This window comes from Brevundimonas sp. (genome assembly GCF_047617075.1).
Taxonomy (GTDB): domain Bacteria; phylum Pseudomonadota; class Alphaproteobacteria; order Caulobacterales; family Caulobacteraceae; genus Brevundimonas.
In genome coordinates this window covers 18,955-40,424 of the sequence record NZ_JBLGCI010000014.1, presented here as the reverse complement: position 1 = coordinate 40,424, position 21,470 = coordinate 18,955, and the positions used below count along the sequence as shown (strand labels likewise).

Below are 21,470 nucleotides of genomic sequence, written 5' to 3'. Positions count from 1 at the left end.
GGGGCGGGGGTTCCTGAAATCCTTCTCCCGTTGGGAGAAGGGGGACCCGCGCACGAAGGCACGAAGCGGCTTCGTCCTTGCGCGGGGGATGAGGGCCGGGTGTTTCATAAGGTCGCCGTCCGACCCTCACCCTGCGCGCGAACGACGAATGCTGTCGCATCCGTGCGCGCAGCCCTCTCCCATCGGGAGAGGGAATCGACGGAACCGTTGCGGCGACGCTGGGTTAGGTCTGGATGAACGGAGCGGGGGTGACGGGGATGGTCGTGATGACGCTGGCGCTGGCGGCGTGTTCGGGCGCGGCGGAAACGCAGACGCGGACCGTGCCGTCGGGCGACCCCGACCGCGGGCTCCAGATCATGAGCGAGGCCGGCTGCGGCGCGTGTCATGAAGTGCCGGGGCTGGATTGGCCCCGAGGCCAGGTCGGTCCACCGCTGTCGGGGATGGGCGGCCGGGCGCTGATCGGCTCGGGTCTGCCCAACCGGCCTGAAAACTTGATCCCCTATCTGATCAACGCCCCTGCCGTGGACCCCGGCTCCGCCATGCCGCCCATGCCCATCACCGAGGAGGAGGCGCGCGATGTGGCGGCCTGGCTCTATGAGCACTGACGCGAGCACCGCGGCCTTCGCCGGATGGCCGCCGCCGGCGCTGACGTCGGCGGGGCCGTTCGCCGAACCGCTGGTGACCCTGTCGTGGGGCGTGTTCGCCATGGGCGCCGCCGTGCTGTTGATCGTGATCGCGGCGCTGGTGATGGCGCTGTTCGGGCGGGAGAGCCTGAAGGCGAAGATCGGTAATCAACGGTTGATCTGGTATGCCGGGCTGGCGTTCCCCGTGGTGGTGCTGAGCGCGCTGCTGATCTGGGGCCTGTCCCTGACCTCGGCCCTGACCGGCGAGCCGGAGCCGGGCGAGATGCGGGTGCGCGTGACCGGCGAGATGTGGTGGTGGCGCGTGGCCTATCTGAACCCCGAGGGCGGGGAGGCCGGCGCGGTGCAGTCCGCCAACGAGGTGCGCATCCCTGTGGGCGAGCCGGTGACCTTCGAACTGGAGTCCGCCGACGTGATCCACAGCTTCTGGGTTCCGCAACTGGGCCCCAAGCTGGACATGATTCCGGGACGGACGAATATCCTTAGACTTCAAGCGGATGAAGCCGGAACCTACGGTGGGCAATGCGCTGAATACTGCGGCGGGCCGCACGCCCTGATGGGGCTGGTGGTGGTGGCCATGCCGCGCGATGAGTTCGACGCCTGGATGGCGGATCAAGCCCGGCCCGCGGTGGCGCCTGCGGACGCGCTGGCGGCGCAGGGGCTGGAGGTGTTTCAGGACAACGGCTGCGGTGCCTGTCACGTGGTGCGCGGGGCGCCGGGCGCCTCGGGACTGGCCGGACCGGACCTGACCCATGTGGCCAGCCGGCGGACCATCGGGGCCGGGATCCTGCCCAACAATCGCGGCACGCTGGCGGGCTGGATCGCGGACAGCCAGGGCATCAAGCCGGGCAACCGCATGCCGGCCTACACCACGATGTCCGGCGATGAACTGCAGGCCGTAGCCGCCTATCTGGACGGGCTGGAATGAAGTCCGAGACCGGGTTCGACCACAAACTCTATGACCGTTTCCCCACGAAAGGGCCGCGGCCGGACGGCGAGCTGAAGGCGCTGGAAGAAGTCTGGTGCGGGCCGAAAGGCTGGGGCTGGTTCACGGCGATCAATAACAACTATGTGGGCATCCTGTTCATCGGGGCGGCCTTCCTGTTCTTCGTGCTGGCGGGAATTCTGGCGCTGGTGATGCGCACCCAGCTGGCGGTGCCCGACGCCGGGTTCGTGGGCGTGAACACCTACAACCAGCTGTTCACCATGCACGGGACCATCATGATGTTCCTGTTCGCGGTGCCCATGGTGGAGGCGATCGCGGTGCTGCTGCTGCCGCAGGTGCTGGGGGCGCGGGACATGCCGTTCCCGAGGCTGGGGGCCTATGCGCTGTGGGCCTATCTGGTGGGCGGGCTGATCTTCTTCTGCTCGATCTTCTTCAGCCTGGCGCCGGACGGGGGGTGGTTCATGTACCCGCCCCTGACCAGCAAGACCTATTCGCCCGGCATCAACGCCGATTTCTGGCTGCTGGGCATCGGCTTCATCGAGATCTCGGCCATCGCCGGGGCCATCGAGATCATCGTCGGGGTGATGCGCACGCGGGCGCCGGGGATGACCCTGGCGCGCCTGCCGATCTTCGCCTGGGCCATGCTGATCTTCGCGGTGATGATCATCATCGCCTTCCCGTCGGTGATCCTGGCCACCACCCTGATGGAGCTGGAGCGGCTGTTCGACTGGCCGTTCTTCGACGCGGCGCGGGGCGGCGATCCGCTGCTGTGGCAGCACCTGTTCTGGTTCTTCGGCCACCCGGAGGTCTACATCATCTTCCTGCCCGCGGCGGGGGCCATGTCCACCATGATCCCGGTGATCGCGCGGCATCGGCTGGTGGGGCATCCGCTGGTGGTGATGGCCATGCTCGCCACCGGCTTCATCAGCTTCGGGGTGTGGTCGCACCACATGTTCACCACCGGCATGCCAACCATGTCGGTGGGCTTCTTCTCGGCCGCATCCATGGCGGTGAGCCTGCCGGCGGGGGTGCAGGTGTTCGCCTGGATCGCCACCATGGCGGCGGGGAAGATGCGCTTCAACGTGCCCGGACTGTTCATTCTGGGGGGGCTGCTGATCTTCGTGATGGGCGGGCTGACCGGGGTGATGGTGGCCATGGTGCCCTTCGACTGGGTGGTGCACGACACCTACTTCATCGTGGCGCACCTGCACTACGTGCTGATCGGCGGGATGGTGTTCCCGGTGTTCGCGGCCATCTATTACTGGACGCCGTTCGCGGGTCGGCGGCGGCTGTCGGAGCGGACGGGCAAGATCGCCTTCTGGCTGATGTTCACCGGCATGCATGTGACCTTCCTGCCCATGCACCTGACCGGGCTGATGGGCATGCCAAGGCGGGTGTTCACCTATCTGCCGGACCGGGGGCTGGATCTGGTCAATCTGATCTCGACTGTGGGCGCGTTCCTGTTCGCCCTGGGCGTGCTGGCGGTGATCATCGATCTGGTCCGGAACTTCCGCCCGGCGACCGAGGGCAATGCGGGCAATGTGTTCGACTCCCCCGGGCTGGAGTGGCTGCCCAGCGGGCTGTACTCCACCCGCTCGATCCCGGTGGTGAAGAGCCTGTATCCGCTGTGGGACAATCCCGAGTTGTCAAAGGAAGTGGAGGAGGGCCGCTACTTCCTGCCGGGCACGGCGACCGGCGAGCGCGAGACCCTGATCACCAGCCCCCTGAACGCCGAGCCGCAGTATGTGGCGCGCATGCCCCGGCCGTCTCCGTGGCACTTCTGGGGGGCGATCTTCACGGCGGTGTTCTTCATGCTGCTGGTGCCCAGCGCCTATGGCGCGGCGGCCGTGGCGGGGGTGATCGCGGTGGCGTGCCTGATGGGCTGGGCCTGGAAGCTGGACGAGCCCATGAGCAAGGACATGGTGGACGTGGGCGCGGGCATCCGACTGCCGACCTATGGCGTTGGGACGACCAGCCACGGCTGGTGGGCCATGACCATCCTGCTGTTCGTGGCGGGGGTGGTCGCGGCCATGAGCATGTTCTCCTACGTCTTCCTGTGGAGCCGCCGGCCGGACATGTGGATTGACCCGCCGGCCATGTGGAGCCTGATCGTGGTGGTGGGCGGATACGTCCTGTCGATCGCCCTGATGCTGGGGGCGCGCAAGGTGGTGCGGCTGGACCGGCCCCGGGCGGCGATGATCGCCACGGGCATGGTGGTGCTGGCCTGGGCCGCCATGGCGGCGGCGTGGCGGATCGACTGGGTCACCTGGAGCGGCGCGGGGCTGGACCCGACGCGCAGCGGGCAGGGGTCGACGGTGTTCAGCTTCATCGGCTGGCAGGGGTTCTATGTGATCGTTTGCGCCCTGATGACGCTGTATGTGGTCATGCGCTGGCTGCGGGGGCGGGTCAGCCCGGCGCGGCCCACCAGCTATGACGTGATCGCCCTGTTCTTTGTGTTCGTGGCCGCGCAGGCGGGGCTGGCGGCGCTGCTGACGCGGCTGTTCCCGGGCGTGGCCCTGTGAAGCGCTGGGGCTACATCCTGGGCGGACTGATCGTATGGACGGTCCATTTTCTGGGCGTCTATGTGATCGCCAGCGTGGGCGACGTGGCGGCGGACGCGGACCACCCGCTGTCGCGGGCGGCGGTGGGGATTTTCACCCTGATCTGTCTGATCGCGGCGGGCGGGCTGACGGTGGCGGCGGCCCGGCGCTGGCGGCGCGGCGGGGACGAGATGGGCTTCGAGAACATCATCGCGGCGACGGGCGGGGCGATCTCGGCGATCTCGATCCTGTGGCAGGGGCTGCCGGCGGTGGTGGGGTAATTCAATCACCCGCTCACCCCAGCGAAGGCTGGGGTCCAGATGCCGAACACAGAGCTTGGAAATAGAGACGAGTGGTCATGCAAGCCGTTAAATACCCAGCCCTGTGATCTGGACCCCAGCCTTCGCTGGGGTGAGCGGAGTTTATGGGCGGAGCTCGGCGGATTCTGGTTTATGAGCGGAGCTCGTCGCCGATGTCGCGCCAGGTGGGGTTGGCTTCCTCGATCAGACGGAGTTTCCAGGCGCGCTTCCAAGCCTTGAGGGCGCGCTCGCGCTTGAAGGCGCCGTGGCGTGTCTCGTGCCACTCGGCCCAGACCAGCGTCTTGCAGCCGTATCGGAAGGCGAAGTCGGACATGACGCCGTTGCGGTGCTGATCCAGCCGACGGTGCAGGTTGTCGGTATGGCCGATGTAGAGCGTCCCGTTCCGGGCGTTGGCCAGAATGTAGACCCAGAATCCCTGGGGTCCGCCGAGGTTCGTGACGCCGCGCGACATGCGCCAGCATAACACACCGCCGGGGTGAGCGGACGGGGAACAACCCGCGCCCTCACCGATTGTCCGGTGACCCAATCAGAAGGAGCCGGACATGGATCGCACGGAGCAATTCGAGCGCGAGGGCGACAAGGCTGCGGAGCATGGGCGCGCCATTCAGGCGCCGATCGATGCGAAGGAAGCGAAGGCCTCCGGCGGCGACAAGCCAGACAAGGCCATGCAGGCGGGCGCGCGCGAATACCCTGTGCCGCCGTTCCCCAAGCAGCACCAGAAGAAGCCGGGCGAGGAATACCGGCTGGATCCGGCGCCCATGTATGACGCGCCCTTCTGGAAAGGCTCGGGCAAGCTGGAGGGCTTCGCGGCCCTGATCACGGGCGCCGACAGCGGCATCGGCCGGGCGGTGGCGGTGCTGTTCGCGCGCGAGGGCGCGGACATCGTCATTTGCCATCTGGACGAGGACAAGGACGCCGAGGAGACGAAGAAGGCGGTCGAAGCCGAGGGCAAGCGCGCCATCATTCTGGCCGGCGATGTGGCCGATCCGGCCTTTGCGAAGATGGCGGTGGACGAGACGGTGAAGGCGTTCGGGCGGCTGGACGTGCTGGTCAACAATGCGGCGTTCCAGCAGCATGTGCCGGACTTCGCCGACATCACGGTGGAGCAGTTCGACCGGACCATGAAGACCAATCTGTACGGCTATTTCCACATGGCGCAGGCGGCGGTTCCGCACATGAAGCCGGGCGGGGCCATCGTCATGACCGGGTCTGTCACCGGCATCATGGGCAATGAGATGCTGCTGGACTATTCCCTGACCAAGGGCGGCATCCACGCCTTCGCCCGCTCGCTGGGCACCCACCTGGCGCCCAAGGGCATCCGCGTGAACGTGGTGGCGCCGGGGCCGGTGTGGACGCCCCTGAACCCGGCGGACCGGGACGCCGAAGGAACCAGCGAGTTCGGATCGGGCACGGTCATGGGCCGCCCCGCCCAGCCGGAGGAAATCGCCCCGGCCTATGTGTTCCTGGCCTCGCCCCAGTGCTCCAGCTTCATCACCGGCGAGGTGCTGCCGATCATCGGGGGATATGGGGGCGGATGAGGGTGCGGCCTTCTCCCTCCCCGTCCCGGAGAGGGGCGTCGCGAAGCGGCGGGGTGGGGAGGGCAAGGCGACCTGGGCTGAATGGCTGACCGTCAGCGCGGCCTTGCCGAGCCGCCCCCACCCGGTCGCTGCTGCGCACCGACCGCCCTCCCCGAACGGGGAGGGAGAGCGCAGTGCTGTCTCGGAACCACCTTTGCCGTGGGGTGTTCGCCTATGAGGCGATGAAGGGGCTTTGACATGTTTGGACGGGAAAGACTGGGCGCGGGCGACTGGGCGGTGATGGCGCTCGGGGTGCTGTTCGGGCTGATCGGGGTGGTGCTGACCATCGGCGGCGGCTGGCTGATCGCGGTGGGCGGCAGCTGGTATTATCTGCTGGCGGGGCTGGGCCTGATCGGGACCGGCGCGCTGCTGTTCGTGCGGCGTATGGAGGCCTTCTGGCTGTATCTGCTGGTCTTCGTCCTCACCGTGATCTGGGCCCTTTTCGAGGTGGGGCTGAACGGCTGGGCGCTGGTGCCGCGCGTGTTCGCGCCCTTCGTCCTGTTGCTTCTGGTCATCGCGTCGATCCCAGTGCTGGCGCCGGCGCGCAATCGCTGGGTGACGCCCTGGAGCGGGCGGGTCAGCGGCAAGCCTCTGATGCTGGCCGGGTTCGCGGGGGCGGCGGTGTTCGCCCTGATCGCCGGCGTGGCCATCGCCGCCACCAACCGGTTCGAGGTCCAGCGCGCCCTGCCCGAAGGCGGGTTCAGCGCGGCGGAACGGGCCTCGGCCCTGCAGACCGGCGCCGACTGGCCCGCATATGGCGGCACGACGGGGGCCCAGCGCTACACCAACCTGACCCAGATCAATCGCGACAATGTTGGCGAGCTGGAGCGGGTGTGGGAGTTCAACACCGGCGACATCCCCGAGAAATTCGGCGCCGAGACCACGCCCCTTAAGGTGGGCGACACCATCTATCTGTGCTCGGCCATGAACGTGCTGATCGCGCTGGACGCGTCCAGCGGGCTGGAGAAGTGGCGCTATGATCCGCAGGTTTCGGACGACGCCATTCCCTATACGGCCGCGTGCCGGGGCGTCGCCTATCACGCCATGACCGAAACGGCGCCGGAAGGCGACACGACGACCTCCGTGGACGAGGCGGCCCTGTCGCAGCGGGCCCGGCTGGAACCGTGCGCCACCCGGATCGTGGAAGGAACGCTGGACGGCCGTCTGATCGCGGTGGACGCGCGCACCGGCGTGCCCTGCACCGATTTCGGCCAGAACGGGTCCGTGGACATCAAGGTCGGCATGGGCGACGTGATCCCCGGCATGGTGTCCATCACCTCGCCCCCCGTGATCGTGAACGGCGTCATCATCACCGGCCATCAGGTGCTGGACGGTCAGTACCGCAGTGCGCCGTCGGGCGTGATCCAGGGCTTTGACGTAGTCACCGGCGAACTGCGCTGGGCCTGGGACATGATGCGTCCCGACATCACCGGCCTGCCGCCCGAAGGCGAGACCTACACCCGCGGCACGCCCAACATGTGGACCATGGCCACGGGCGACGAAGAGCTCGGGCTGGTCTATCTGCCCATGGGCAACTCGGCGGCGGACTATTACTCCAGCGACCGGGCGCCGGCGGAGAATGAATACGCCACCTCGCTGGTGGCGCTGGACGCCGAGACCGGGCGGCCCGCCTGGCATTTCCAGACCGTGCGCATGGACGTGTGGGACTATGACCTGGGCAGCCAGGCGACCCTGATCGATTTCCCGGTGAACGGCGCGACCGTGCCCGCGATCATCCTGCCGTCGAAACAGGGCGATATGTATATTCTGGACCGGCGCACGGGCCGGCCGCTGACGCCGGTTGAGGACCGCCCGGCGCCGGGCGGCGGGGTGGAGCCGGAGCAGCGCGCGGCGACCCAGCCGTACAGCCTGTTCCACACCCTGGCCCGGCCCGACCGCCTGACCGAGCGGGACATGTGGGGCATGTCGCCCATCGACCAGATGATCTGCCGCATCAACTTCCGCCGCGCGTCCTATGAGGGCATGTACACCCCGCCCACCTCGGATCGGCGCTGGATCCAGTATCCGGGCTACAACGGCGGTTCGGACTGGGGCGGCATCGCGGTGGACCCCGACCGGGGCGTGATCATCGCCAACTACAACGACATGCCCAACTACAACCGTCTGGTGCCGCGCGAGGAAGCCGACGAGCGGGGCTGGTACCCGCGCGGCGACGCCCGGGCCGACACCGGCGGGGCCGAGGGCGCAGGCGACCCGCAGGTGGGCGTGCCCTACGCCATCGACGTGAACGCGGGCTGGCGCATGCCCTTCACCGGCATGCTGTGCAAGGAGCCTCCCTATGGCGGCATCCGGGCCATCGACATCCGCAGCGGCGAGACCATCTGGGACCGCCCGCTGGGCACGGCGCGCAAGAACGGGCCGTTCGGGATTCCGTCCATGCTGCCGCTGAACATCGGTACGCCGAACAACGGCGGGTCGGTGGTGACGGCCTCGGGCCTGATCTTCATCGCGGCGGCCACGGACGACCTGATCCGCGCCATCGACATGGAGACCGGAGAGACGGTGTGGCAGGACGTGCTGCCCGCCGGCGGCCAGGCCAACCCCATGATCTATGAGCAGGACGGACGCCAGTTCCTGGTCATCATGGCGGGCGGGCACCACTTCATGGAGACCCCGGCGGGGGATGCGGTGATTGCGTATGCGTTGCCGGAGCGGAATGGCTAGGACCAAATCCTTCTCCCGGTGGGAGAAGGGGAACCCTCGCACGAAGGCGCGAAGCGGCTTCGTTCGGGCGCGGGGGATGAGGGTCGGGTGCTCGAGCAGGTCCCGCTGAACCCTCACCCTGCGCGCGAAGGAGCGGCCTGCTGACGCATGCCGCTGCGCGCAGCCCTCTCCCAACGGGAGAGGGACGACATGGCAGAGTCCGAAAACCGCGAGACAGGGCCGCCGCGCGGGCGCATTCTGCGCGGCATGGAACTGGATCAGGACGCCTGTTATCGCGCCGTCGTCGCCCGGGACGCCCGTTTCGACGGGAAGATCTTCGGCGGGGTGAGGACGACGGGGATTTACTGCCGCCCCATCTGTCCGGCGCGGACGCCGAAGCGCGAGAACATCCGCTTCTACCGCTCGGCCGCCGAGGCGGAGGAGGCGGGGTTCCGGCCCTGCCTGAGATGCCGCCCGGAGACGGCGCCGGACATGGGCGCGTGGCGCGGCACGTCGAACACCGTCAGCCGAGGTCTGGCCCTGATCGAGGCGGGCGCTCTGGATGGGGGCGACGTGGAGGCCCTGGCCGGACGGCTGGGGGTGGGCGAGCGCCAGCTGCGCCGCCTGTTCCGCCAGCATCTGGGCGCCGCGCCGGTCAGCGTGGCCCAGACGCGGCGGGTGCTGCTGGCCAAGCAACTGATCCAGGAGACGCGCATGCCCATGGCCGAGGTGGCCATGGCGGCGGGTTTCGGTAGCGTGCGGCGGTTCAACGAGACCTTCCAGCGGCTGTATCATCGTCCGCCCTCGGCCCTGCGGCGCGGCACGGCGCCCGATGCGGCGCCGGGGGAGGGGGTGCGGCTGATGCTGGCGTACCGTCCGCCCTACGACTGGGACGGGATCATCGCGGCCTTGGCGGTGCGGGCCGACCCGATGGAGCGGGTGGCGGACGGACGCTGGATGCGCGAGATCGAAGGCGGCGGCGCGGTGACGGTGGAGCGGGGCGCGGGCGAGCGGCTGGCGGTGCAGGTGTCCATACCGGACATCACGGGCTTGCCGGGCGTGCTGGCGCGGGTGCGGCGGGTATTTGACCTGACCGCCGACCCGGCGATGATCGGGGCGCATCTGTCCGCCGATCCTGCGATAGCGCACCTTGTGAGCAAGCGGCCGGGGCTGAGGCTGGTCGGGGACTGGCATGTGGAGGATCCGGGCGCCTTGATGAGCGACCGGCTGGACGACGAGGACGAACGGATTGCGGCCCGGGCCGAAGGCTGGCGGCCATGGCGGGCTTACGGGGCAGCGCACCTCATGGCCGAGGGCCTGAGCGTTGCAGCCCTGATCGAACGGGAGACGAGACATGACCAAGCGGCCTGAGACGTTTCAACTGGACCGGATCGCCACGCCGCTGGGCGAGGTGCTGGTGGTGTTCGACGGGCAGGGCGTGGTGCGCGCCTTCGACTTCGCCGACTACGAAGCGCGCATGCGTCGGCTGCTACGGCTGCACTATGGGGCGGTGATCCTGGAGGCGGGGCCGGCCCCTGCTGACGTGCGAGAGGCTGTGACGGACTATTTCGGCGGCGAGGTGGAGGCGCTGAAGCGCATTCCTTGGGCCACCGGCGGCACGGCGTTTCAGCGCCGCGTGTGGCAGGCCCTGACCGAAATCCCGGCGGGGCGCACCGAAACCTATGGCCAGCTGGCGGCGCGGATCGGGGCGCCCACGGCGGTGCGGGCCGTGGGGCTGGCCAACGGCGCCAATCCGGTGGGCGTGATCGTGCCGTGTCACCGGGTGGTGGGCGCGTCAGGCAAGCTGACCGGCTATGCGGGCGGGCTGGAGCGCAAGAAATGGCTGCTGGAGCACGAGGGCGCGCTGAAGGTCTGAGCGTCAGATTTCAGAGGCTGCGAGCGGGTCCTCATTGCGGCAGCATCGCCCGGCTGCACGGGAGAAACGGCGATGATCTGCGTTCTGGCGACCGGACTGGCGATGGCGTGCGAGCCGGATATGACGGGGCCGGCCACGCGGCCCATGGACCCGTGGGCGGACTGCCCGGTGGAGCGGTCCGTCTATGAACTGCATCTGGACGAGGAGCGGCGCGCGGATTTCACGGACGGACCGATCACAGCCGGATTCATTCCGGCGCGCCATTACGCCTCGGCGGTCAGCGACCTCTATTTCTGGATCCAGACGCCCCAGAACCGCTACTGGTTCGTGATCAATGTCTCGATGGGATACGGCGTGACGTCGATTAATCCTGTCACCGACCCCACGCGCGCAGACGCCGAACCCGACGGCCCCCGCGAAATCGAGGCCGCCGACGGGGTTCCTAACGGCTCCACCCTGCTGATGTTCGACGCGGACGCCATGCCGGTTGAGGTTCCGTCCAGCACCGACCTCGGACCCGAATGGATTCTGGTTCCCGATCTGGGACCCGCGCTCTGGTATTCGCCGGGCGACATGACGGATCAACCCGCGAGCGAGCGGGACCGCCTGCCGACGGCCTTCTTTAGGCGCAGCCGGTGCGCGGACGCGGGGGCGGCCCTCGCCTGGCCCTAGTCGGGTTCGCCCTGGCTGCGGGCCACGGCGGCGCCGGCGGCGCCGCCGACAGCGGCGCCAACGGGCCCGGCCACGACGGCGCCGGTGATGGCCCCGGTGGCGGCGCGCTGCTCCATAGTGGCGCCGCAGGCGGCGAGACCGGCGAGGCCGGCGGACAAGATCAGAACTCGGGTGAGACGACGCATGGCTATTCTCCAGCTTAACCGTTGAGTAACGCTGCTGCCGAGCGCCGGGTTCCCGACGCGGCGTTTTCGCAAGATGTCCACTTCCGGGGTTTGGCCGCAATGACTATTTCTGAGGGCATTTCATTATTTTCTTCATTTGCACCCACCGGTTTAAGGTCGCATTGAGATAAGAGAATACAATCAAGGACAGATCAGTGGCGATCATCATGGGGAATTACCCTTGGATCACCTTGCCAGTGTTGCATGGGTGCGACGAATTGCTGCGCCGCACGGGCCGATTGCGAATCGTCCACATTGACGCCATATTCTGATGGCTTAAGCGCCGCCTCGCCAGTCACGGGAAGTTGACTGGCGGCCAAGCCCCTGCGTAACCGGCGCCGAACTTGCGTCGAGGGGGCCAGACTGCCTGGGGGCGCAATCCTGCCCCTGCTGCTCAGGACTGCATCCTTGTCGAATTCCTCGCGGAAGCCCACGACTGCGCCCAATTCTCCGTCCATCCGAGCGCCGAAGATGCGCCCGATGACGGCGGCCGCCGCCTTTGGCGGACTGGTGGGTCTGGCCGTCGGCTGCGCCTATCTCGGCGGGACGGTGGCCAAGTCGACGACCACGCGCATCCAGGCCGAGCGCATCGCCGGCGCCACCGCCGTGGGCTTTACCGAAGAAGCCCTGTCGGCCGCCGCCGGCGGCATGGACGCCAGCGCCCTGACCATCGCGCGCCGTCACGACCCCTACACCGTCGCGGGCGCCGCCCAGCGGGACCGCCAGTCCGAACTGCTGACGGCCCGTCTGGAAAGCCTGCGGGCCAGTTCCAGCACCGAGGCGGGTCTGCGCCGCGTCAGCATGACCGGCCCCGCCGCCCAGCCGTTCCGCCTCGCCGGCGCTCTGGACGCCTCGCGCGATCTGGAGTGCCTGACTCAGGCTGTCTATTACGAAGCCCGCGGCGAAGGCCGGCCCGGGATGCAGGCCGTGGCCCAGGTGGTTCTGAACCGCGCCCGCCACGGCGCCTTCCCGAACAGCGTCTGCGGCGTGGTCTATCAGGGCGCCAACCGCTCGACTGGCTGCCAGTTCAGCTTCACCTGCAACGGCGCCATGCGCCGGGGTGTGAACCAGTCGGCCTGGCGCCGGGCCCACGACGTGGCGTCGTCCGCCTTGTCGGGCCAGGTTTATGCGCCCGTCGGGAACGCTACCCATTTCCACACCACGGCCGTTTCGCCGCGCTGGCGCCATTCGCTTGTGCCTGTGGGGCAGGTGGGCAGCCACCTGTTCTACCGCTTCGGCGGCCGCAACGGGTCGTCGGGCGCCTTCACCTATGCGGCCCAGCCGTCGACGGCCTCGGACGCCCGCGTCATTCAGGCCAGCCTGGACCCGTCGGAAACCGTGCGCCAGGCGAGCAATGCGGTGGCCTATACGGTGCTGTGGGCGCAGGACAACATGCCCGAGCGTGAGGTCCGTCCGTCGGCTGAGGCCGCTGATGCTCCGGCCCAGACCCGTCAGCAACCGACCCCGGATTCGAACGCCGGGGAAGACGCCGCCGCCTAATCCGGCGGCTGCGGCGCAGTCGCCAGCGATGCCGGCGGCGCATTGAGGCGGGTTCCGCTGAAGTCGTCCTGTTCGTCAGGGGTCAGCGGCCGCGACATGCTTATACTGCCGTCGGTGTTGTTGAAGACCTTGTCCTCTACGGGGACGGTCTGCTCGGTGACGGGGCGCTCGGGGCGCTGTTTACGCTTGAACATGAGGTGAAAACCGGCGGCGAGGCCGTCCGGTTCCAGACCCGTGTTCACCCGGCGTCCAGGCCCACGTCCAGCGACGGGGCCGAGTGGGTCAGGGCGCCCACCGAGATCACGTCCACGCCGGTATCGGCGATGGCGCGTACGGTCTGAAGATTCACCCCGCCCGACGCCTCCAGCACCGCCTGACCCTTCGCCCGCCCGACGGCCGTGCGCAGGTCGTCCAGGCTGAAGTTATCCAGCATGACCACGTCGGGCCGCTCCGCCAGGGCTTCGTCCAGTTGATGCAGGCCGTCCACCTCTACCTCGATCTTCATCAGGTGCCCGGCATGGGCGCGGGCGCGGCGGATGGCCTCGCCGACGCCGCCGCACACGGCGATGTGGTTGTCCTTGATGAGGATGGCGTCATCCAGACCGAAACGGTGGTTCAGCCCGCCGCCCATGGCCACGGCGTGCTTCTCCAGCGCGCGCAGGCCGGGGGTGGTCTTGCGGGTGTCGGCGATGCGGGCGCCGGTCCCGGTCACGGCGTCCACATGGGCGCGGGTCAAGGTGGCGATGCCGGACAGGCGGCCCAGCAGGTTCAGGGCCGTGCGTTCAGCCGACAGGATGGCGCGAGCGTCGGCCTCGACCTCGGCCAGCACGGTTCCGGCGGCGACCGTCTCGCCATCCTGAGTACGGGCGGTGAAGCGGGCTGCGGGGTCCAGCGTCGTCATGGCCAGACGGGCGCAGTCCAGGCCGGCGATGGTCCCGGCCTGTCGCGCCGCGAAGACGGCGGTCCAGCGGGTCCCGGCGGGGATGCAGGCGGCGGCGGTGACGTCGCCCGCACGGCCCAGGTCCTCGACCAGGGCGGCGCGGACCACCGGTTCGATCAGGAAGGCGGGAAGGCTCATTCGGCGGCCATGGCGATGGGGGCGGGGGACAGGATGATGCGGGTGTGGCGCGCCTCTGCGGCGGCGTCCGGATGGTCGGCGCGGAAGTGGCCGCCCCGGCTTTCGCAGCGCTCCAGCGCGGCCCGGGAGATCAGGCGGGCGGTGATGAAGGCGGGAGCGGGACCGTGGGCCGCCTCGAGACCGTCGATGATCGCGAGGAGGGCGGACAGGCCCTCGGCATTGCGCACCACGCCGGCGTGCAGGCTCATGGCCGCGCGCAACTGCTGCAAGGCGCCGGGAGGCAGGGCCTCGGGCGTGACGATGGGCAGGAGCGGGGCGGCGGGGGTGTCCGGCTCCTCGCGGGCGGCCAGACCACTGCGCCAGCCGAAGGCGGCGGCCTCCAGCAGGGAGTTGGAGGCCAGACGGTTGGCGCCGTGCACGCCGGTGGCGGCGCACTCGCCCACAGCGAACAGGCCGGGCAGGCTGGTGCGACCGTCCGCGTCGGCGGCGATCCCGCCCATGTGGTAGTGCGCCGCCGGAGCCACGGGCATGGGCTGGACCCTCGGGTCGATCCCGGCGGCCATGGCGGCGGCGAAGACGGCGGGGAAGTGCTCGGGGAAGTCCGGGCCGATGGCCTCGCGGGCGTCGAGGAAGGCGCCGCGTCCAGCGGCGATGGCGGCGTGGACGCTGCGGGCGACGATGTCGCGGGGGGCCAGATCGCCTTGGGGGTGGTTCACGATGGGCGCGCCTTCCCGGTCGATCAGGCGGGCGCCCTCGCCGCGCAGGGCCTCGGTGGCCAGGGGCGCGGGATCGGCGCCCACGTCCAGCGCCGTGGGGTGGAACTGGACGAACTCGGGGTCGAGGATTTCTGCGCCCGCCAGCGCCGCCAGCCCCAGACCCTCGCCGCGCAGCTGGGCCGGGTTGGTGGTGACGGCGTAAAGCCCGCCCACGCCGCCGGTGGCGAGGATCACGGACGGGGCGAGGATTTCGATGAGCGACCCGTCGTCCTGACGGAAGGCGGCGCCGCGCACCCGGCTGTCCGAGTCCTGAATCAGGGCGGCGAGGGTCAGGCCGGAGCGCAGGGTGATGTGGGGCGCGGCCAGCGCGGCGGCGCCCAACGCCTGAACGATGGCGCGGCCCGCGCCGTCGCCGCCCGCGCGCACGATGCGGGGACGGGAATGGGCGGCCTCGAGGCTCTGGACGAAGCGGCCGGCAGCGTTGCGGTCAAACGGGGCGCCCAGATCGAACAGGCGCCGGATGGTTTCGGGCGCGGCGCGGGTCAGGGCCAAGGTGGCGTCGGCGTCGTTCAGGCCGGCGCCGGCGGCGACGGTGTCAGCGGCGTGCAGCTCGGCGCTGTCGTCGGGATAGAGGGCGGCGGCGATCCCGCCCTGGGCCCAGGCGGAAGCGGCGGCCTGACCCACGGGGGCGGGCGTGGCCACCAGCACCGGGCGCGGCGCGGCGGAGAGGGCGGCCGACAGGCCCGCCAGCCCGGCGCCCACGATCAGCGGGCCGTCGTGATGGCGGCGCCGTGGGCTCATGACGCCAGCCCGAGGAAGCGGCCGGAGGTGGTCAGGGCGGCGCCCAACCCGTCGCCGGTGTAGAGCGCCATGGCCGTCAGGCCAACAGCCGCGCAGGCCGCACCGGTGACGAGGAACAGGCCCAGGGATGCGCCCGCCTGGCTCCAGCTCAGCGGGGCCGTATCGGGCCGCCAGGCGCCGCGCCGCAGGTGGCTGAGCACGCCGAGGGCCAGAAAGATGGCGAGGATGTAGGCGCCGTTCTGAAGGCCCCAGAGCACTACAAAGGCGCCGACGCCCAGCAGGGCGGCTTTCTCAAGCAGGGGATGGATGCGGGCCAACACCGGGCCCAGCGCCTTTGAGCCGTCCAGCGGCGGGGCGGGGGCCAGGTTGAGCAGATTGATGATGGCCACGAACCACGCGCCTTGCAGCCAAACCGGGTCGGCGGTGGCGGCCCAGACGGCGAAGAAGGGCAGGGCGGCGATCAGGCCGAAGGCGGGACCGGCCAGCGACACCAGCACCCCGATCCACTCACTGGCGGCGCCGCGCGCGCCCCGCGCCGCGCCGCCCAGGAACGGAATGATGAAGATGCGGGCCGGGCCCATGCCGAGGCGGTTCATGGCCAGCACGTGCCCGTACTCATGGACCAGCAGGCCGACGATGCCCGCCAGCGCATAGACCCAGCCCATCAACCACCACAGCAGGCCGGCCAGCAGCGCGGTGGAGACCAGCGCCCAGATCAGGTTCTGGCCGGGGTTCTCGTCCTCGACGGCGCCCCGCGCAGGCGTGCGGGCTCGCGCAAGGGAGGGGGCCGGGTCACCCACGGCGCCCCATGGCCCGGCCTTGGCCGGGCCGATCGGGCCGGGGCGGGTGTCGGTCATCAGATCAGCTCGACCGCGACCTGGTGGCCGCGGGCGCGGACCAGATCGTAGCGGGCGGGCTTTTCAGGCGGGGGCAGGTCGACCATGCGCTGGACCGCCAGACGGGCGCGCTCGGCCATGTCCTCGGGCACGGTGACCTCGAAGGTCATATCGCGCAGGGAGTCGCGGATCTTCTCCAGGGTGATGCGCTTCATGTGCGGGCACATGTTGCACGGGCCGATGAACTTCACGTCCGGGGCCTCGCCGGCGATGTTGGAGGCCATGGAGCATTCGGTGATCAGCACCACCTGGGCGGGCCGGTTCTTCATCACATAGTCGTTCATGGCGGCGGTGGAGCCGGCGAAGTCCGCGGCGTTCAGCACGTCCTCGGGGCACTCGGGGTGAGCCAGCACCACGGCGCCGGGCCAGGCGTCGCGCATGTCGGCGATGTCGGAGGCGGTGAAGCGCTCGTGCACCTCGCAGGCGCCCTTCCAGGCGATGATCTTCACATCGGTCTGGGCGGCCACGTTGCGGGCCAGGTATTCGTCGGGGATCAGGATGACCCGATCGACGCCCCATTCCTTCGCCGCCCATTCCACCACCTGAACGGCGTTGGCGGAGGTGCAGCAGATGTCGGTCTCGGCCTTCACATCAGCGGTGGTGTTCACATAGGTGACCACCGGCAGGCCCGGGTAGCGCTGCTTGATCAGGCGCACGTCGGCGCCGGTGATGGACGAGGCGAGCGAACAGCCCGCCAGCGGGTCGGGGATCAGGATGGTCTTGTCCGGCGACAGGATCTTGGAGGTTTCGGCCATGAAGTGGACGCCGGCCTGGACGATCACCTTCGCATCCGAGCGCGCGGCCTCTTTCGCCAGAGCCAGGCTGTCGCCCACGAAGTCGCCGACGCCGTGGAAGATTTCGGGGGTCATGTAATTGTGGGCGAGAATGACGGCGTCGCGCTGGAGCTTCAGGGCGTTGATCTCGGCGATCAGGGGCGCGTGCAGCGCCCACTCGGCGGGGGTGACATGGTCCTTGACCTTGTCCCACAAGGGATCGGTCGCGCGCCGCACGGCGGGATCCATCAGAAATTGGCCGTCAGCCATGGTCGCCTCCAGTTTTGCTCGAATTGAGCAAATCCAGGTTCTGAAAAACGCCGGACGGACGAGAGCCTGACCGGCGACTTATGCTTAAGGTGAGCATAAGTGGGCTTAATGTAGGACGCCGGCGGACGGATGCAAGGAAAATCGGGCGGGGCTCGATCAGCCGAGGGCGAGAATTTCACCCAGGCGACGCTGAAGCGCCTCGGCGGCGTAGGGCTTGGGCAGCAGGGGCCAGGGGGCGTCCTTCATGGCCTCCTCCACATCATCGCCCGCATAGCCGGACGTCAGGACGATATGCATGTCGGGCCAGCGCCGGGCCGTCTGGCGCGCCAGTTCAATGCCGCTCATGCCGCCGGGCATGACGATGTCGGTCAGCATCAGGTCGAACCGGCTGGCCTCCAGGGCGGTGAGGGCCTGGTCGGCGTTCTCCACCGCCACCACCTCGAGCCCGAAGCTCATCAGCAGGTCCATGGCCACGGCGGACACGGCCTGGTCGTCCTCCACCAGCAGAACCCGGCGACCTGTCACCGAGGCGGGTGCGGTTTCCTCGGCCACGGCGACTTGGATCACGTCGTCCTCAGCGAGAGCGGGCAGGTAGAGCCGGACCTCCGTGCCCTTGCCGGGCGAACTCTTGATCCGGACATCACCCCCGCTCTGGCGCGCGAAGCCGTAGACCTGGCTGAGGCCCAGACCCGTGCCCTTGCCCACGGCCTTGGTGGTGAAGAAGGGCTCGAAAACCCGGTCGCGCACCTCGTCGCTCATGCCTTCGCCCGAGTCCTTGACGGTGACGCAGATGTGGGGCGTGTCGACAGGCCCTCCGGGCAGGTCGCACGTTTCAGTGGAAACGCGCAGCCGTCCCTGTTCGCCCATGGCGTCGCGAGCGTTGACCACCAGATTGAGCAGGGCGGCCTCGAACTGGGCGGCGTCCACGCGCGCGAACGCGCCGCCCCGCTTGAGCTTCAGATTGAAGTCGATGGCTTCGCCGACGCCGCGACGCAGCAGCGGCTCGCTCTCGCGGATCAGGGCGTTCAGATCGCAGGGCTCTGGCCGCAGGGCTTGCCGCCGGGAGAAGGCCAGCAGTTGGTGGGTGAGGCGCTCGCCCCGGCGGGCGGCGGCAAGGGCGGCCTCGCCCATCTTCTGGCGCCGGGCGGCGTCGTCGGGCGACTTCAGGATCATGTCCAGGGCGCCGATGACCACGGTCAGCAAATTGTTGAAGTCATGGGCCACGCCGCCGGTCAGGCGTCCCACCGCTTCCATACGCTGGGCGTGCATCAGGTCCTGTTCCGCGCGGGCTTTCTCCTCCAGCGCCTCGGAGACCCGCTCCTCGAGCAGTTCGTTGATGCGCTTGAGGTCCTGTTCCGCCTTCTTGGCCTCATTGACGTCGAAGGCCACGCCGACGAAGCCGATGACCTCGCCCTGGGCGCCCAGACGGGGCCGTGAGAAGGAACGCAGCCAGCGGTACTCGCCGGAGTTGTGCCGGTAGCGAGCCTCGAGCGAGAAGGGCTGACCCGTCGCTTCCCCGGCGAGGGATTCGGCCAGGATGCGGTCGTGGTCGCCCGGATGCAGATACTCACGCCAGTCGGCGGTGCGCACGGTCTCGTAGTCCGCGCCCATGTATTCCACATAGGCCTGATTGACGAACGACCGGACGCGGTCGGCGCGCGTCACCCAGATGAGCACAGGCGCCGTGTCGGCGATGTCGCGGAACCGGCTCTCGCTCTCCCGCAGGTCGGACTCAGCCCTTGCCCGCTCGATCTCGGCCCAGGTGCGGTCGGCGACATCCTGGATCAAACCGACCTCGGCGTCGGTCCAGTCGCGCGGCTGGGAGTCGTGCACATAGAGGAAGGCGCGCAGGCGACCGCTGCGCACCAGAGGCGCGCGGACAAGGGCGCATGTCTCGATGGATTCGAAGGTCTCGATGGCGTCGAGGGTGCGCGAATCCTCTCGCACGTCGTTGATGCGGATGACCTGCCCTGCGGCGAGGGACTGCATCAGTTTCTCGCCGAAGGCGTCGAAAGCCCACTCACCCTGGGCGCTGGCCACGCCCGAGGTCCAGTCGCGGCCGAACGAGACCACCGCCTGATCCTCGTTGACCTCGCCATAGCCGACCCGCTGGACGCCCAGGACTCCGCCCAGGGCGCTTTCCACCTCGATCATGATGTCGTCAGGGTCGTCTATGTCGCGCAGGCGGTCGGTCAGTTCGAGCAGGAAGGTCTGACGGCGTTGATCCCGTTCAAGGCGTTGCAGGGCCTCCTGGGTTTCTGTGATGTCGAAGGACATGCCTGCGTAGCCGAGGAATCGGCCGTCCGGATCGAAGCGGGGTTTCACGCTGACGCGCATCCAGCGCCACTGATCGCGCCCGTTCCTGAACCGGGCTTCAAACCCGTAGGGCAGGCGGGCAGGCCGCGCATGGTTCTGGATTTCCGCGACCGTGCGCGCATCTTCGGGGTGCAGGGTGTCCTTCCAGATGTGGCCGTGGATCTCCTGCGCCGGACGATCATAGAAGGCGCCCAGGGCCTCGTTGGCGAACTCGACCGCTCCGTTTTCGTCGGTCAGCCAGACCGGGGCGGGTGCGGTGTCGGCCAGCAGGCGGAAACGCTCCTCGCTCTCGCGCAAGGCCGCCTCGGCCGCCTTGGCGTCGGAGATGTCAGTGACCACCGCCATGAGCCAGGGCTCCGCACCCGGCTCGTCGCGACCGACGCGGACTGAGGTCAGGGCCCAGAACACCGAGCCGTCGCGGCGGCGATAGCGCTTTTCGAACCGGACGCCCTGAGGATCATCCATGGCGCGGCGCACCTCGGCGCGGGTGCGCTCGACATCGTCGGGATGACTGAGGTCTGTGGTGGTCTTTGTGACGATGTCGTCGCGGGAGAAGCCCAGCATCTCGCAGAAGCGATCGTTGGCCTTCAGCACCTTGCCGTTCAGGTCCGCCTTGATGATGCCGGCCGCCGCCTGTTCGACCATGGCGGTGAGTTCGGCCTCGTTCTCGCGCAGCGCGCCTTCGACCATACGGGCGTCAGTGACGTCGAGGTTGACCCCGATCATGCCGAAGAAACGATCTTCGGCGTCGAACCGGGGGCGGGCGGTGGTGCTGAGAATGCGCCAGGCGCCGTCATGGCGGCGATAGCGGGCCTCCACCTCGAACCCTTGACCGGCCATGGCGGCGTTCATGCCGATGGCGGTGACGCGCTCTGCGTCGTCCGGATGCAGGGTGGCGCTCCAGTCGAAAGCCGACAAATCCTCGGGCGCCCCCCAGAACTCTCGCTGGGCCTTGTTCAGATAGACGCAGTCGCCCTGTTCGTCGCTCATCCAGAGCATCACGGGCGCATCCTCGCTGACCAGACGAAAACGAGCCTCGCTCTCGTCCACGGCGGAGGTGGACGCTCGAAGCGCGGCATTGGAATCAGCGAGGGACTGCAGCGTCCGCCGCAGGGAGGCCGACAGGATGACGCCGAAGGTGCTGGTGATCGAGAAGGTGACGGTGTTGACCAGGCCCTGCGCGGTGTCGAGCACGAACAATCCCGGCAGGGTGGTCAGCAGCCAGGCGCCTGCGACGCAGAGCGCCAGCGCACTGAATCCCGCCAGGCGACCGGCCCACAAAGCGGCCACCAGAATGCCCGGCAGCATGAGCATCAGGCCCGGCGAACTACCGTAGACGCCTTGCAGGGAAAGCCTGATCAGAAGGCCGGCGGCGCCGCCCGCCAAGCCGATCAGCAAGGCGTGGCTCTTCCCCCTCTCCCGGGACAGGGCAATGCGCCGGATAATGCGTTCTGCCGGTCGTTCGGTTTTTTCACCCGTCCCTGCGGACATGTCTCCCCCGATAATCCGCTGGTTCCGATCCATCTCAGCCCCGATGGCCGGAGCAGCGGCTGTGGTTGGCAACGCTTTGACCGCTAACGCGTTCCTGGCGCCGAGGAATGTTCGCAGGGCGCATGGATACCCTTGCGTCCAGCTTGACCGTTCCTACCTCATCATCATC

Annotated in this window: 18 protein-coding genes; 10 read left to right on the top strand and 8 right to left on the bottom strand. The window is 68.9% G+C overall.

What is annotated here, in order from left to right:
• The first annotated feature begins 257 nt into the window (after window positions 1-257).
• The 4 genes from ACI8U3_RS13060 to ACI8U3_RS13045 are packed head-to-tail and all read left to right on the top strand — an operon-like array spanning window position 258 to window position 4,408.
• Window positions 258-605 carry a c-type cytochrome gene (locus ACI8U3_RS13060; protein WP_415015349.1) on the top strand — a complete coding sequence of 116 codons (348 nt, stop codon included), beginning with the start codon at window positions 258-260 and terminating at the stop codon, window positions 603-605.
• The gene (gene coxB / locus ACI8U3_RS13055; RefSeq protein ID WP_415015312.1) at window positions 595-1,569 is read left to right on the top strand and encodes a cytochrome c oxidase subunit II; all 975 of its coding nucleotides are present in this window, start codon (window positions 595-597) and stop codon (window positions 1,567-1,569) included. The genes ACI8U3_RS13060 and coxB overlap by 11 nt, the downstream gene beginning before the upstream one ends.
• Window positions 1,566-4,109, top strand: a complete 2,544-nt coding sequence (locus ACI8U3_RS13050) for a cbb3-type cytochrome c oxidase subunit I (protein WP_415015311.1) — start codon at window positions 1,566-1,568, stop codon at window positions 4,107-4,109. Before coxB ends, ACI8U3_RS13050 begins: the two co-directional genes overlap by 4 nt.
• Window positions 4,106-4,408, top strand: coding sequence for a hypothetical protein (locus ACI8U3_RS13045; RefSeq protein ID WP_415015310.1), 303 nt, complete (start codon window positions 4,106-4,108; stop codon window positions 4,406-4,408). The genes ACI8U3_RS13050 and ACI8U3_RS13045 overlap by 4 nt, the downstream gene beginning before the upstream one ends.
• A 169-nt stretch (window positions 4,409-4,577) precedes the next feature.
• On the opposite strand, the gene ACI8U3_RS13040 is transcribed toward ACI8U3_RS13045, so the two are convergent.
• On the bottom strand, window positions 4,578-4,898 hold the full coding sequence (locus ACI8U3_RS13040; protein ID WP_415015309.1) for a GIY-YIG nuclease family protein: 321 nt from the start codon (window positions 4,896-4,898) through the stop codon (window positions 4,578-4,580).
• Between the two features lie 91 nt (window positions 4,899-4,989).
• Here ACI8U3_RS13040 and ACI8U3_RS13035 point away from each other — a divergent pair, with 91 nt between their 5' ends.
• From ACI8U3_RS13035 to ACI8U3_RS13015, 5 genes are all read left to right on the top strand, one after another.
• Entirely contained in the window at window positions 4,990-5,985 is a 996-nt protein-coding gene (locus tag ACI8U3_RS13035; RefSeq protein WP_415015308.1) for an SDR family oxidoreductase, read from the top strand.
• A gap of 237 nt (window positions 5,986-6,222) precedes the next feature.
• Complete coding sequence (locus tag ACI8U3_RS13030) at window positions 6,223-8,709, top strand: membrane-bound PQQ-dependent dehydrogenase, glucose/quinate/shikimate family (RefSeq protein ID WP_415015307.1); 2,487 nt, start codon at window positions 6,223-6,225, stop codon at window positions 8,707-8,709.
• Window positions 8,710-8,898: 189 nt separating this feature from the next.
• Window positions 8,899-10,059 (top strand): bifunctional transcriptional activator/DNA repair enzyme AdaA, encoded by a 1,161-nt coding sequence (locus ACI8U3_RS13025; RefSeq protein WP_415015306.1) that lies wholly within the window; start codon window positions 8,899-8,901, stop codon window positions 10,057-10,059.
• Window positions 10,043-10,564, top strand: a complete 522-nt coding sequence (locus tag ACI8U3_RS13020; RefSeq protein ID WP_415015305.1) for a methylated-DNA--[protein]-cysteine S-methyltransferase — start codon at window positions 10,043-10,045, stop codon at window positions 10,562-10,564. Before ACI8U3_RS13025 ends, ACI8U3_RS13020 begins: the two co-directional genes overlap by 17 nt.
• A gap of 72 nt (window positions 10,565-10,636) precedes the next feature.
• Window positions 10,637-11,236 carry a hypothetical protein gene (locus ACI8U3_RS13015; RefSeq protein ID WP_415015304.1) on the top strand — a complete coding sequence of 200 codons (600 nt, stop codon included), beginning with the start codon at window positions 10,637-10,639 and terminating at the stop codon, window positions 11,234-11,236.
• Here the strand turns inward: ACI8U3_RS13015 and ACI8U3_RS13010 are convergent.
• On the bottom strand, window positions 11,233-11,421 hold the full coding sequence (locus ACI8U3_RS13010) for a hypothetical protein (protein ID WP_415015303.1): 189 nt from the start codon (window positions 11,419-11,421) through the stop codon (window positions 11,233-11,235). The two genes, ACI8U3_RS13015 and ACI8U3_RS13010, sit on opposite strands and share 4 nt — an antisense overlap.
• A gap of 519 nt (window positions 11,422-11,940) precedes the next feature.
• Here ACI8U3_RS13010 and ACI8U3_RS13005 point away from each other — a divergent pair.
• Entirely contained in the window at window positions 11,941-12,960 is a 1,020-nt protein-coding gene (locus ACI8U3_RS13005; RefSeq protein WP_415015302.1) for a cell wall hydrolase, read from the top strand.
• On the opposite strand, the gene ACI8U3_RS13000 is transcribed toward ACI8U3_RS13005, so the two are convergent.
• The 6 genes from ACI8U3_RS13000 to ACI8U3_RS12975 all read right to left on the bottom strand — a co-directional run bounded on the left by ACI8U3_RS13000 (window position 12,957) and on the right by ACI8U3_RS12975 (window position 21,208).
• Window positions 12,957-13,202, bottom strand: coding sequence for a hypothetical protein (locus ACI8U3_RS13000; protein WP_415015301.1), 246 nt, complete (start codon window positions 13,200-13,202; stop codon window positions 12,957-12,959). The two genes, ACI8U3_RS13005 and ACI8U3_RS13000, sit on opposite strands and share 4 nt — an antisense overlap.
• On the bottom strand, window positions 13,199-14,038 hold the full coding sequence (gene nadC, locus ACI8U3_RS12995) for a carboxylating nicotinate-nucleotide diphosphorylase (RefSeq protein WP_415015300.1): 840 nt from the start codon (window positions 14,036-14,038) through the stop codon (window positions 13,199-13,201). Before nadC ends, ACI8U3_RS13000 begins: the two co-directional genes overlap by 4 nt.
• The gene (locus ACI8U3_RS12990; RefSeq protein WP_415015299.1) at window positions 14,035-15,555 is read right to left on the bottom strand and encodes an L-aspartate oxidase; all 1,521 of its coding nucleotides are present in this window, start codon (window positions 15,553-15,555) and stop codon (window positions 14,035-14,037) included. Before ACI8U3_RS12990 ends, nadC begins: the two co-directional genes overlap by 4 nt.
• Window positions 15,552-16,412 carry a metalloprotease gene (locus ACI8U3_RS12985; RefSeq protein ID WP_415015298.1) on the bottom strand — a complete coding sequence of 287 codons (861 nt, stop codon included), beginning with the start codon at window positions 16,410-16,412 and terminating at the stop codon, window positions 15,552-15,554. The genes ACI8U3_RS12990 and ACI8U3_RS12985 overlap by 4 nt, the downstream gene beginning before the upstream one ends.
• On the bottom strand, window positions 16,412-17,494 hold the full coding sequence (nadA, locus tag ACI8U3_RS12980; RefSeq protein WP_415015297.1) for a quinolinate synthase NadA: 1,083 nt from the start codon (window positions 17,492-17,494) through the stop codon (window positions 16,412-16,414). The genes ACI8U3_RS12985 and nadA overlap by 1 nt, the downstream gene beginning before the upstream one ends.
• A 156-nt stretch (window positions 17,495-17,650) precedes the next feature.
• Window positions 17,651-21,208 (bottom strand): PAS domain S-box protein, encoded by a 3,558-nt coding sequence (locus tag ACI8U3_RS12975; protein ID WP_415015296.1) that lies wholly within the window; start codon window positions 21,206-21,208, stop codon window positions 17,651-17,653.
• Window positions 21,209-21,470: the final 262 nt, after the last annotated feature.